This window comes from Paracoccus amoyensis (assembly GCF_014490725.1).
Classification (GTDB): Bacteria; Pseudomonadota; Alphaproteobacteria; order Rhodobacterales; family Rhodobacteraceae; genus Paracoccus; species Paracoccus amoyensis.
Genome location: NZ_JACOQL010000001.1, coordinates 485,657 through 498,590 on the forward strand (window position 1 = coordinate 485,657; position 12,934 = coordinate 498,590).

10 protein-coding genes and 1 pseudogene are annotated in these 12,934 nt (G+C 60.1%); 6 read left to right on the top strand and 5 right to left on the bottom strand.

Annotated features, from left to right (window positions below; all coding sequences use genetic code 11):
* Nucleotides 1–29: 29 nt before the first annotated feature.
* From H4P12_RS02555 to H4P12_RS02565, 3 genes are read left to right on the top strand one after another with little or no spacing between them, the layout of a single operon-like run.
* Nucleotides 30–962 carry a bifunctional riboflavin kinase/FAD synthetase gene (locus H4P12_RS02555; protein WP_187792022.1) on the top strand — a complete coding sequence of 311 codons (933 nt, stop codon included), beginning with the start codon at nucleotides 30–32 and terminating at the stop codon, nucleotides 960–962.
* Nucleotides 962–1,402, top strand: coding sequence for a YcgN family cysteine cluster protein (locus tag H4P12_RS02560; RefSeq protein ID WP_187792023.1), 441 nt, complete (start codon nucleotides 962–964; stop codon nucleotides 1,400–1,402). The genes H4P12_RS02555 and H4P12_RS02560 overlap by 1 nt, the downstream gene beginning before the upstream one ends.
* The gene (locus H4P12_RS02565; protein WP_187792024.1) at nucleotides 1,399–2,442 is read left to right on the top strand and encodes a threonine aldolase family protein; all 1,044 of its coding nucleotides are present in this window, start codon (nucleotides 1,399–1,401) and stop codon (nucleotides 2,440–2,442) included. Before H4P12_RS02560 ends, H4P12_RS02565 begins: the two co-directional genes overlap by 4 nt.
* Here the strand turns inward: H4P12_RS02565 and H4P12_RS02570 are convergent.
* From H4P12_RS02570 to H4P12_RS02590, 5 genes and pseudogenes are all read right to left on the bottom strand, one after another.
* Nucleotides 2,439–2,909, bottom strand: coding sequence for a CinA family protein (locus H4P12_RS02570; protein WP_187792025.1), 471 nt, complete (start codon nucleotides 2,907–2,909; stop codon nucleotides 2,439–2,441). The genes H4P12_RS02565 and H4P12_RS02570 overlap by 4 nt on opposite strands.
* Nucleotides 2,906–3,409: a phosphatidylglycerophosphatase A family protein gene (locus H4P12_RS02575; protein ID WP_187792026.1), complete on the bottom strand. Its 504-nt coding sequence runs from the start codon at nucleotides 3,407–3,409 to the stop codon at nucleotides 2,906–2,908. The genes H4P12_RS02570 and H4P12_RS02575 overlap by 4 nt, the downstream gene beginning before the upstream one ends.
* A gap of 3 nt (nucleotides 3,410–3,412) precedes the next feature.
* A complete protein-coding gene (locus H4P12_RS02580) occupies nucleotides 3,413–4,558 on the bottom strand; it encodes a bifunctional 2-C-methyl-D-erythritol 4-phosphate cytidylyltransferase/2-C-methyl-D-erythritol 2,4-cyclodiphosphate synthase (protein WP_187792027.1) in 1,146 nt (381 codons plus the stop codon).
* Nucleotides 4,555–6,734: pseudogene (gene purL, locus H4P12_RS02585) on the bottom strand (phosphoribosylformylglycinamidine synthase subunit PurL). The gene H4P12_RS02580 and the pseudogene purL overlap by 4 nt, the downstream one beginning before the upstream one ends.
* Before the next feature lie 340 nt (nucleotides 6,735–7,074).
* Nucleotides 7,075–7,980: a LysR family transcriptional regulator gene (locus tag H4P12_RS02590; RefSeq protein WP_187792028.1), complete on the bottom strand. Its 906-nt coding sequence runs from the start codon at nucleotides 7,978–7,980 to the stop codon at nucleotides 7,075–7,077.
* A 157-nt stretch (nucleotides 7,981–8,137) separates the two neighbouring features.
* Between H4P12_RS02590 and H4P12_RS02595 the strand changes: the two genes are divergently transcribed.
* The 3 genes from H4P12_RS02595 (at nucleotide 8,138) to ccmE (ending at nucleotide 12,869) form a co-directional block, all read left to right on the top strand.
* A complete protein-coding gene (locus tag H4P12_RS02595) occupies nucleotides 8,138–11,527 on the top strand; it encodes an indolepyruvate ferredoxin oxidoreductase family protein (RefSeq protein ID WP_187792029.1) in 3,390 nt (1,129 codons plus the stop codon).
* Between the two features lie 67 nt (nucleotides 11,528–11,594).
* Complete coding sequence (locus H4P12_RS02600; RefSeq protein ID WP_187792030.1) at nucleotides 11,595–12,407, top strand: glutamate racemase; 813 nt, start codon at nucleotides 11,595–11,597, stop codon at nucleotides 12,405–12,407.
* 12 nt (nucleotides 12,408–12,419) lie between these two features.
* Nucleotides 12,420–12,869, top strand: coding sequence for a cytochrome c maturation protein CcmE (gene ccmE / locus H4P12_RS02605; protein ID WP_187792461.1), 450 nt, complete (start codon nucleotides 12,420–12,422; stop codon nucleotides 12,867–12,869).
* Nucleotides 12,870–12,934 lie beyond the last annotated feature (65 nt).

The following is a 12,934-nucleotide window of genomic DNA, read 5'->3' on the forward strand; positions in this document are numbered from 1 at the left end:
CGGGGCGCGGGCGCCTCATTGGGGGCGCATTGCAGATCCATCACGATTGGACAGGTTTGCCGATCGATGCCCGTGGGGCTTCGGTTGCCATGGGAAACTTTGACGGTATCCATCTGGGGCACCGAGCGGTGATTGACGCCGCACGCGAAGCCTGTGGCGCACCCTTGGGGATACTGACATTCGAGCCGCATCCGCGTCAGTTCTTTGCGCCCGACGCGCCACCGTTCCGGCTTATGAATGCTGAATCGCGGGCCAACCGGCTGGCCCGGCTTGGGGTGCAGCAGCTTTATGAACTGCCTTTTGGTCCCGTTCTGGCCGGACTGTCGCCCGAGGCGTTTGCCAGACAGGTATTGGTCGACGGGCTTGGCGTCAGCCATGTCACCGTGGGGGCGGATTTCTGCTTCGGCAAGGGGCGTAGTGGCGATGTCCAGACGCTGACCGAATTGGGAAATGCGCTTGGCTTTGGCGTCACCTCGGTGCCGCTGGTTCTGGCAGAGGACGGGCTGGACTACAGCTCTACTGCGATCCGCACGGCGCTGTCCGAAGGCCGCGTGCGTGATGCCAACCGGATGCTGGGTCATCTGCACCGGATCGAGGGAGAGGTCATTCACGGCAATAAACGTGGACGCGAATTCGGCTGGCCCACGGCCAACATGAAAATCGATGATCTGCATCTGCCGCGTCTGGGCGTCTATGCCGTGCTGGTCGACGTGCTGACGGGGCCAAATCGGCTGTCCTGCGGCGGCGTTGCCAGTATCGGTGTGCGCCCGATGTTTGGCCGTAACGAGCCTAATCTAGAGGTCCACCTGTTCGATTTCGACGGCGATCTTTATGGTCAGCATTTGTCGGTCGCGCTGGTTGAATTCCTGCGGGATGAAGAGAAATTTGACAGCGTCGAGACGCTGATCGAACAGATCGCCCGCGACGCGGATCAGGCGCGGGCCATTTTGGCTGACGTGTAATGCGTGACAAATTCTGGGAATTGCCTTTGTCCAACCTGGCCCCCGATGAGTGGGAGGCCCTGTGCGATGGCTGCGGCAAATGCTGTCTGAACAAGATCGAATATGAAGATACGGGTGAGCTGGCCTTTACCCGCGTGGCCTGCAAGCTGCTGGACGGCGAAACCTGTCAGTGCAGCAACTATGCCAACCGGCATCAGTTCGTGCCGGATTGCGTGGTGCTGACCCCTGACAAGGTGAAGCAGGTCGCCTATTGGCTGCCAGCAACCTGCGCCTATCGTCTGCGATACGAGGGGCGGCCGCTTTACAAGTGGCATTATCTGATCTCTGGCGATCGTGAGACTGTGCATTCCGCAGGCGTCAGCGTCCGTGGCTGGACGGTCAACGAATTGACGGTGACCGAGGATGATTGGGACGATTACATCGTCGAGGATCTGGCATGAACTTCTCATCCGATAACGCTTGGGGTGCGCATCCCGCCGTGCTGGCAAGCTTGGCCGAGTGCAACGAGGGCGCCGCGATGGCCTATGGCGCCGATCCCGTAACCGCGCAAACCGAGGCTGTTTTCCGCGATGTGCTGCAGGCGCCCGATGCCGTCGTCCGATTCGTCGCGACCGGAACAGCGGCCAACGCATTGGCGCTGTCGCAGCTTTCGCCTGCATTCGGCCGTATCTACTGCCACGAAGACGCCCATATCGAAACCAGCGAATGCGGCGCACCGGAATTCATCTCGGGCGGGGCCAAGCTGGTTGCGCTGCCGGGGGAGGATGGAAAGCTTGCGCCACAGGTTCTGGCTGCGGCGATCAAACGTGGTGCCGGGGGCGGCCTGACTGGCGGGCGAAACGCTGCTGTGTCCATCACCAACGCGACGGAATGGGGCACGGTTTATTCCGTTGATGAGGTCGCGGCGCTGGCGCAGATCACCCATGCTGGCGGCTTGCCCCTGCACATGGACGGGGCGCGTTTCGCCAATGCCGTGGCATCGCAGGGATGCTCTGCCGCCGAAATGACGTGGAAGGCTGGCGTCGATGCCCTGTGTTTTGGTGGCACGAAAAACGGTGCAATGGCGGCAGAAGCGGTGATTTTCTTCGATCCGGCTTTGGCCGAAGGGTTCGACTATCGCCGCAAGCAAACGGGCCATGTTTTCTCGAAACAGCGTTTTCTGGCTGCACAGATGTTGGCGCTGGCGACAGATGGATTGTGGCTGAAGCTGGCGACGCAAGCGAATGCGCTGGCTGAACGGCTGGCCGAGGGCGTTTTGGCGGCGGGTGGCGGTTTGCTGGTTCCCCGGCAGACGAATTCCGTGTTTGCCACACTTCCCGCCGAATTGCATCGCAAGGCCCGTGCAGCCGGTGCGATCTATCACCTGTGGCCGGACAAGACAGCCGAGGGGCTGGACCCGGTCCCGTTGCGGCTGGTCACGGCATGGAATACGCCGGAAGAGGATGTCGAGCGTTTTTGCAGGGTGCTGACGGAAGGCTAGGCGGTCAATGCCCGATGCAACAGCGTCAGCGCATGTCGGACCGTTGCCGCGCGAACGTTGCCGCGCCCAATCGCGCCAAACTCCACGGTTTCTGTGGTTACCCCTGACGGCAGGGCCAGACCAAAGCAGACGCGGCCTTCGGGCTTGTGTTCAGATCCGCCCGGACCCGCGATCCCGGTGACGGCCACCGCGATCCCGGCAGCTGAACTGTCCAATGCGCCAGCAGCCATTTCTGCCGCAGTTTCCTCGCTGACCGCACCGTATGTGCGCAAAGTTTCGTCGCGAACGCCCAGCATGTCACGTTTGGCCGCATTGGAATAGGTGATGAACCCGCGATCCACCGCATCGGACGAGCCGGGAATATCCGTCAGCGCGGCAATGATCAGCCCACCTGTGCAGCTTTCGGCGGTGGCGATCATCACATCTTTCGCCCGTGCGGCGTCAAGAACGTCTTGGGCCAGCCTCATGATGCTGCAAGGATCATCGGGATATGGAACGCGGCGGCTGCGATCATCGTGGCGATGCCGGCAAACAGCCCGGCCCAGAGATCGTCCTTCATCACGCCCGCCACGCCGCCTTCGCGGTCGGCACGACCGACCAGCCACGGTTTCCAGATGTCGAACAGGCGGAAGAACACGAAGGCAGCAACCCAACCCGGATAGGGAAAATTGTCAGCGGGCAATCCCATCATCCAGAACCCGAACGAGGGGAAGCACAGCGCCAGCCATTGTCCCGCGACCTCGTCGATCACGATCTCGCTTCGGTCCGGGTCGGCCATGCCCGCCGTATAGCGTGGCACAACCCGGAAACCGACAGCCGTCACGGCGATGGTGGCAATGGCAAGCAACGGAAAATGGCCGAACCGGTGCAAAAGCAGGCCCAGGACAACGGCGATCGCCGAAGCCCAGGTGCCGGATGCCGGGCGCAGAAAGCCCGCGCCGAACCATGTGGAAAGCAAGCGATCCATGGCTTAGTCCTTCATCAATGCGACCGTGGCGATGCTGGCAATGCCTTCGCGGCGTCCGGTAAAGCCAAGCTGTTCGGATGTGGTGGCCTTGACGCTGATACGGGCCTGTTCGACGCCCATGATTTCCGCCAATCGCGCCTGCATCGCGGCAGCATGCGGGCCGATCTTTGGGGTTTCACAGATCAGCGTGACATCGGCATTGCCAAAGCTGAAGCCGTGCTGGCGCGCCAGATCGGCGGCATGTTTCAGAAAAATCGCGCTGTCGGCGCCTTTCCATTGTGGGTCCGATGGCGGGAAGTGGCGGCCAATATCGCCCTCGGCCAGCGCCCCATAGATCGCATCCGTCAGGGCGTGCATGCCGACATCTGCATCGGAATGGCCAACCAGACCGGCATCATGCGCAATCTGGATGCCGCAGAGCCAGACATGGTCGCCCGGCCCAAAGGCGTGAACGTCGAAACCATTGCCAAGCCTGATGTCCATTGTGGTCCCCAGAAGTCGTTCGGCCCGCGCGAAATCATCGGGCCATGTGATTTTCAGATTGTGCTCGCTGCCCTGTGTGATGGCAACCGGATGGCCCATGCGCAAGGCCAGTTCCACGTCATCGGCAGCGCCGTCGGGATAGGCACGATGCGCGGCAAGTATGTCCTGTAGCCGGAATCCCTGCGGCGTTTGCGCCCGGTAAAGTCCATCGCGCGGTGCCGTCCCGCTGACCAACCCGTCCTGACCGCGCCAAAGCGCATCCGATACGGGCAGGGCAGGCGCGGCGGCAACGGCACCCTTCTGCAAGGCGTCGATGACCCCTTGAATCACGACGGCGTCGACCAAGGGTCGTGCGCCGTCATGGATCAGGACGTGGGTTGCCTGACCCTCTAGCACGGACAGGCCGGCCAACACGCTGGCGGAGCGCGTTTCCGCACCGGTCACAATCGTCACGCGACCGGCAAACGCGGCTATGGCCTGTGCCATATCGTCTGGATGAACCACCAGCACGACCCGGTCAAAGCCCGCAAAAGCATCCAGCGCACGCGCAAGGACGCTGCGCCCGCCAAGGTCGCGCCATTGCTTTGGCGTATCGCCACCCGCCCGGTTGCCCCGGCCTGCCGCCGTTACGATGGCGGCAAAGCCTGCTGGCGCATTCACCGTCATATGTGGTCGGGCATGTCGCCCCTGATCGCCTTGGCAAAGGCACTGCGATACAGTCTCGACAGTTGCGACAGTGGCTGTGCATCATCGCCCATCGAAACGGTATCACCGCCAAAGCTTCCGACGCGCGCGACCGCGACACCGGCTTTCTTGCCAGCCTCGACCAGGGCCTTGGCATTGTCGCGCGATGCGGCCACCAGATAGCGGGCCTGATCTTCACCGAAAAGCTGGCCGATATCGCCGGTTTCCAGAAGCACGCCAATGCCCGCGCTCTCGGCCATTTCGAAAGCTGCCAGCGCAAGACCGCCATCCGACAGATCCGTCACGCCCCGAACCAGCTTGCGATTGTCGCGCAGGAATTCGCCATGCTTGCGTTCAGCCGCCAGATCAACATGGGGGGCATCGCCGGTTTCCCGGCCAAAAGCCTCATAGGCCAACGCGGATTGTCCCAGATGGCCGTCGGTCTTGCCGATGACCAAAGCGACATCACCATCGCGCGGCAGACCGGCGATCAGGTTCGACAGATCGTCGATAAGCCCGACACCGCCAATCGTCGGGGTCGGCAGGATCCCCTTGCCATCGGTTTCATTGTAAAGTGAGACGTTGCCCGACACGATGGGAAAATCCAACCCGCGGCAAGCCTCGCCAATGCCCTTGATCGCGCCGACAAGCTGGCCCATGATCTCGGGTTTTTCGGGATTGCCGAAATTCAGGTTGTCAGTCGTGGCCAAAGGCAGGGCACCGACGGCGCACAGGTTGCGATAGGCCTCGGCCACGGCCTGTTTACCACCCTCGAACGGGTTCGCGCGGACGTAACGCGGGGTCACGTCACTGGTGAACGCCAGTGCCTTGTTGGTGCCGTGAACACGCACGACGCCTGCGCCCATGCCGGGACGACGGATCGTATCTGCGCCAACCTGCGTGTCATATTGTTCCCAGACCCATGCTTTGTGCGCATAATTCGGGCTACCGATCAGGGCTTTCAACGCGTCCAGCGGTGCAATTTCCGGCAGCGCCGGTGCAGCGTCGGCGGCAGGCGTTTCAACCCACGGGCGATCATATTCCGGCGCACTTGAGGATAGTTTGGACAGCGGCAGGTCTGCCATGGTTTCATTGCCATGCACGATCAGGAAACGATCCTCGGCAATGGTTTCGCCGACGATGGCAAAATCCAATCCCATTTTTCAAAGATTGCCCGTGCTTCATCCTCTTTTTCAGGTTTCAGCACCATCAGCATGCGTTCCTGCGATTCCGACAGCATCATTTCATATGCCGTCATGTTGGTTTCGCGTTGCGGAACATGATCCAGCACCAGCTTGATGCCCAGACCGCCCTTGTCGCCCATCTCGACCGCCGAGCAGGTCAGGCCAGCCGCGCCCATATCCTGAATCGAGATGACGCTGTCGGTCTTCATCAGTTCAAGACAGGCTTCCAGCAGGCATTTTTCGGTAAAGGGATCGCCGACCTGAACGGTGGGGCGCTTTTCCTCGATCGTGTCATCAAATTCAGCCGATGCCATGGTCGCGCCGCCAACGCCGTCGCGCCCGGTTTTCGCGCCCAGATAGACAACCGGCATCCCCACACCCGAAGCGGCGGAATAAAAAATCTTGTCGGCATCTGCCAGACCTGCGGCAAACGCGTTGACCAGACAGTTACCGTCATAGGATTTGTGAAAGCGAACCTCGCCCCCAACATTTGGCACGCCAAACGCGTTGCCATAGGCACCGATGCCCTCGACCACGCCTTTCACCAGATGTGGAGTCTTGGGGTGGGCGGGGCGTCCAAAGGACAGCGAATTCATGGCCGCAATCGGACGCGCGCCCATGGTAAAAACGTCGCGCAAAATGCCGCCCACGCCGGTCGCCGCACCCTGATGCGGCTCGATATAGCTGGGGTGGTTGTGGCTTTCCATTTTAAAGACCACGGCCTGGCCGTCGCCGATATCAACGACGCCAGCGTTTTCGCCCGGTCCGCAGATGACCTGCGGACCTTCGGTCGGCAAGGTGCGCAGCCATTTCTTGGAGGACTTGTAGGAGCAATGTTCGTTCCACATCGCGCTGAAAATGCCCAATTCGGTAAAGCTGGGCTCTCGGCCGATGATCTGCAGGATACGTTCGTATTCATCGGGCTTAAGCCCGTGTGCGGCGATCAGATCGGGGGTGATCGACGGTTCCTGCATCCTGAAGCCCTTCCAGACGGTAAGTTTGCCGCCTTTTATGGCCAGATGCTCGTCAGGGAAAGGGTAACAACGCCAATGCGCCCGTCCGCTGGACAAAAAAAAGCCGGGCAATAGCCCGGCCTAAGTCCAACAGGGAGGTAGAAGGAAATGAACACCTGAGCGTTTCATCACCCTCGTAGCTGGATTTATGTGCAGTATGCGAAGTGATCAAGTGTTAACGTGCTGCGTGTGCGGCAAGGCGGCTATGCAGTTGTGGAATGGCTACACGGAAAGGTTGTATTATGGGCGAAAAATCGCCCTATATGTGCATGCAATAAGCGAAACTTTGCCGATGCGATTTTCAGGAAATCAAGGCTTCGCTTTGCATCCGGCGATAGCCCTGAATTTCTTCAAGCACAAAGTCGCGAAAAGCGGCAACCCGACGGGTCTGACGCAGTTCTTCGGGATAGGCGAGGAAAACCGGCACCTCATCCGAATCGACATCGGGCAAAACGCGGACAAGGCGCTCATGGTCAGCCGTCAAATAGTCCGGCAGAACGCCGATGCCCACATTCGCCAGCACGCCTTGCAGGACGCCGAAGTAATTGTTGACCGTCAGCGTCGAGGCGATGTTTTGTGCCAGGATCTGTTGCACCAGCCGGGCGCCAGCGGCCACCTGCGGCTGGTCCGGCTTTTGTGAGATCAGCCGGTGCTGCGTCAGCTCCTCAAGCGTTTCGGGAACGCCCGCCTGTTGCAGATATTCCGGTGTCGCATAAAGCCGCATGCGGATGTTCAGCAGACGGCGGCGGATCAGATCGGACTGGGTCGGTTCCTTCATGCGGATGGCGACATCCGCTTCGCGCATCGGCAGATCCAGTACACGCTCTTCCAGCAGCAGGTCGATTTTCAGGTCGGGGTATTTCGCATAAAGCTTGCCCAGACGCGGTGCCAGCCACAGCGTGCCAAAGCCAACCGCGGTCGTCACTTTCAATTCGCCCAACACATGTTCTTCGCTGTCGCGAATGCGGGCGGCGGCGCCGTCCAGCTTGCGCGCCATGGATGAGGTCGCGTCAAACAGCAATTCGCCCTGTTCCGTCAGAATCAACCCGCGCGCATGCCGGTGGAACAGGGTTGTCCCAAGCGATTCTTCCAATGCGCGGATTTGCCGGCTGACGGCCGATTGCGACAGGTGCAACGTATCGCCGGCATGGGTCAGGCTGCCCGCATCGGCAACCGCGTGAAATATTCTGAGCTTGTCCCAGTCCATACTGTTACAATCCTATCAAGGCTGCCATGCGTTTTTTGCAGACCTAACCTGAAAGCGAGTCTCCGGCAAGTGACCAGACCGAGATCATTTTTTTCTTCATTAGTCAGCATGTCTGACCTATAATGAAGCACGCCGATAGGCATTGGAGGAATTTTGGATGAGCAAGCAAGAATTTTCGCTAGCTGACCGTTTTGATCTGTCGAAGTCGCATGTTTTGTTGAACGGCACGCAGGCTTTGGTGCGCCTGATGTTGATGCAGGCCGCGCGGGACAAACAGGCGGGTTTGAATACCGCTGGTTTTGTGACTGGCTATCGCGGCTCACCTCTTGGGGGGGTTGATCTGCAAATGATGCGCGAAAGCAAGCGTCTGGCGGAGTCCAACGTTCTGTTTCAGCCCGGCCTGAACGAAGATCTTGCCGCGACGGCAATCTGGGGCAGCCAGCAGGCCGAGCTGCGCGGTGAAGGCAAATATGACGGCGTCTTTGGTCTTTGGTATGGCAAGGGGCCGGGCGTAGACCGCAGCGGCGACGTGATGCGCCACGCCAATATGGCGGGTTCATCGCCACATGGTGGCGTGGTCATGGCGATGGGCGATGATCATACCGGCGAAAGTTCCACCGTGCTGCATCAGTCGGATTGGGCGATGATCGACGCCTATATCCCGGTGCTGTCGCCAGCTGGCGTGCAGGAAATCCTTGATTACGGTCTTTACGGTTTCGCGCTGTCGCGATTTGCGGGTGTATGGACCGGCTTGAAAACCATGAAAGACACGGTCGAGGCGACGGCCGTGGTCAATGGTGATCCCGACCGGCTGAAATTCGTGATCCCCGATTTCGCGATGCCAGAAGGCGGATTGAATATCCGGCTGGGCGATACGCCGGTCGCGCAAGAAGCCCGGATGATCGACTATAAACGCTGGGCGGCCGAGGCCTTCAGCCGCGCCAACCGGATCGACCGCCAGATTTGGGGCAAGCCGGGGGCGAAAATTGGCTTTGTCGCAGCGGGCAAGAACTGGTTGGATCTGGTTCATGCGCTGTCCTTGCTGGGCATTGACGAGGCAGAGGCCGAACATCTGGGCCTGACCATCTACAAGGTTGGGCAGACATGGCCGCTGGACATGAAGTCCATGCAGGAATGGTCTGAAAACCTTGATATTATCGTTTGCGTCGAAGAGAAGCGGAAGCTGATCGAGGTGCAGCTGAAAGAGGCGATTTTCGACAACCGCCACGGTCGCCGTGTCCATGGTTGGAAGCATGACCGCACCGGCGAAGAGCTGTTCCCGACCCGCTATGCACTTGATCCGGTGATGATCGCGCAAAAGATCGGTGGCATCCTGGTCGAAGAGGGTCGTGGAACCGACCGGATCAAGGCGGGGTTGGAGCGCCTGAACGAGGTGCGCCGTAATGACAATGCACCTGAGATAGCGACCAGAACACCTTGGTTTTGTTCCGGTTGTCCGCATAACAGCTCAACGAAACTGCCCGAGGGCAGCCGCGCCTATGCCGGGATCGGCTGTCACTACATGGTGCAGTGGATGGGGCGCGAAACGACCGGCTTTACCCATATGGGGGCCGAAGGTGTAAACTGGGTTGGTGAGGCGCCGTTTAGCAATCGTCCCCATGTTTTTCAAAACCTTGGCGACGGAACTTATAATCATTCTGGGTCTTTGGCGATCCGCGCTGCTTTGGCGGCTGACACGAACATCACCTACAAGATCCTGTATAATGATGCGGTCGCCATGACCGGCGGCCAGCCGAACGAAGGCGGCCTGACCGCACCACAAATCGCGCAGGAACTGGTCGCGATGGGCGTGAAGCCAGTCATCGTCGTCTATGACGAGAAGGAAGACGTGAACCGCGGGCAGTTCCCGTCCGGCCTGCGGTTTGAAGAGCGCGACCAGATGATTTCCGTTCAGAAAGAGCTGGAAAAACAATCTGGCGTCAGCGCCATTCTGTATATCCAGACCTGCGCGGCGGAAAAGCGTCGCCGCCGCAAGAAAGGGCAATTCCCCGACCCGGATCGCCGCGTCTGGATCAACCCAGAGGTTTGCGAGGGCTGCGGCGATTGCTCGGTCCAATCGAACTGCGTGTCGGTTGTGCCGCTGGATACGGAACTGGGCCGCAAGCGTCAGATCGACCAGTCCAGTTGCAACAAGGATTTCAGTTGCGTCAAAGGGTTCTGCCCCAGCTTCGTCTCGGTCAAGGGGGGCAAGCTGCGCAAACCCAAGGCCGAGGCGTTTGACCTGCCGGAATTGCCAGCGCCCACGCTGCCCGAGATCACGGGCACCCATAACGTCGTGATTACCGGTGTTGGCGGAACTGGCGTCGTGACGATCGGTGCCGTTCTGGCGCAGGCGGCGCATATCGACGGCAAGGGCGCCGGCATGATGGAAATGGCCGGTCTGGCCCAGAAGGGCGGTGCGGTGCATATCCACCTGCGTCTGGCCAATCAGCCCGATGACATCAGCGCCATCCGTGTTGCCGTGGGCGAGGCTGACTGCGTGATCGGCGGCGATCTGGTTGTGACGGCAGGGGCCAAGACCATTGGCCTGATGACCAACGGTCGCACCGGTGCAGTTGTGAACGACCACGAAATCATCACCGGTGATTTCACACGTTTCCGCGATTTTCAGGTGCCCGCGGATCGGCTGAAACTGTCGCTCGAGGCGCGGTTGGGCGGTCAGGTCGCCTTCTTTGATGCCAATGAATTGGCGCTGCGTTTCCTGGGCGATTCAATCTATTCCAACATGCTGGTTCTGGGGGCCTGCTGGCAGCAGGGGCTGATCCCGCTGTCGGAAGAAGCGATCATGGAGGCGATCCGCCTGAACGGTGCCAAGATTGCGGAAAACCAGCGTGCCTTTCAGATCGGTCGCTGGGCGATGGCCTTTCCCGAACAGACCCGGAAACCGGCCGAGGTGACGCAACTGCCACCCGATCCGGTCGAATATCGCGCCGCCCGTCTGATCGACTATCAGGGCAAGCGTTTGTCGAACCGCTTCCGCAAGCTGGTTGACGAAGCGCCGAAACCGCTGCGTGAGAGTGTCGCAAGAGGTTACTATAAGCTGTTGGCGTATAAGGATGAATATGAAGTTGCCCGGCTTCATCTGACCACTGCCGAACAGATCGCGCAGACATGGGAAGGTGATACCGGTCTGACGTTCCATCTGGCGCCGCCGATGCTTGGCGGCAAGGACGCGAATGGCCGTCCGAAAAAGCGTGATTTCGGACCGTGGATGTTGAAAGCGTTCAAGGTTCTGGCCGCGATGAAGGGGCTGCGGGGCACGCCGCTGGACCCGTTTGGCTACTCGGCCGAACGGAAACGCGAACGTGCCATGATCCGCGATTACGAAAACGACATGCGCGAAGTGCTGGCCAAAGTGTCCGACGCAACCATGCCGATTGCGATTGAACTGGCCGAACTTCCGTTGGGCATTCGCGGTTACGGTCCGGTCAAGGACGAAGCCGCCGACCGTGCTGCAGAACGCCGGGAGGAATTGCTGGCGCAGTTTCGTTCGGGCCGCGCGCCAATACGTGAAGCTGCCGAATAACTTCGGTCATTTCCAATCGTCGCGGGACATCTTAAAAGATGTCTCGCGATTAATATGGGGATGCGACATGGCAGTGGGCGTTTTCGATTCCGGTCTGGGTGGGCTGACAGTTCATCAGGCCATCGCGGCGCGGCTGCCCGATTTGCCACTGGTCTATCTGGGTGACAATGCCAACACGCCTTACGGGGTGCGGACGGCCGACGATATTTTCGATCTGACTTGCGCGGGCGTTGAACGCCTTTGGGCGGAGGGCTGCGATCTGGTGATCCTTGCGTGCAACACGGCCTCGGCCGCGGCATTGAAGCGGATGCAGGAAAAATGGCTGCCGGCTGACAAGCGCGTTCTGGGCGTGTTCGTTCCGATGATCGAGGCGCTGACCGAACGTCGGTGGGGCGACAACTCGCCACCCCGAGAGGTCGCGGTGAAACATGTCGCACTGTTTGCGACACCCGCCACCGTTGCCAGCCGCGCATTCCAGCGTGAATTGGCGTTCCGCGCCGTCGGTGTCGATGTCGAGGCGCAGCCTTGTGGCGGGGTCGTCGATGCCATCGAGCAGGGCGACGAAATTCTGGCCGAGGCGCTGGTGACCAGCCATGTCGAGGCATTGTTGCGCCGGATGCCGTATCCCGAAGCGGCGATCTTGGGCTGCACACATTATCCGCTGGTGGAGGACGCATTTCAGAAGGCGCTTGGCCCGCAGGTCAAGGTCTATTCACAGGCCGGTCTGGTTGCGGAAAGCCTTGCGGATTATCTGCAAAGACACCCAGAGTTTCTGGGTTCGGGAACGGAATCGAGAAACCTGACGACTGGCGATCCGGTGCGGGTTTCGGGCAAAGCGACGCAGTTCCTGCGCCGCCCGCTGCGGTTCGAGGCGGCCTGACGGATGGCCGGGCTGAAATCCCTTAGAAAACGCCGCCGCATTCAGGTGTTGATCGTTGCCGCGATAGCGCTGCTGCTGGCGGTCGGGCTGATCGGTTTCGGTTTCAGAGACGGCATCAATCTGTATCGTTCGCCATCGCAAGTGGCTGAAACCGCGCCCGACCCCGATGAGTATTTTCAGCTTGGCGGGTTGGTCAAGGACGGCTCTATCGTCAATCGCGATGGTGTGGCCTTTGATTTCGTCATTACCGATGGCGCGGTTGAATTGCCTGTCAGCTATATCGGTCGTGATCCACGTCCCGATCTGTTCAGTGAAGGCCAGGGCACGATTGCCAAAGGCTACTTCCGCAATGGGCGGTTCGAGGCGCAGGATCTGCTGGCCAAGCACGACGAAACCTATATGCCGCGTGAAGTCGTGGATACGCTGAAGGAAGCGGGGGTTTACCAAGACCCCAATTCCTGAACGACAACGCCCGATCCGTTAAGAATGGATTAACGCGCCCCCGGCAGTTTTGGCCGGTTCGCAGC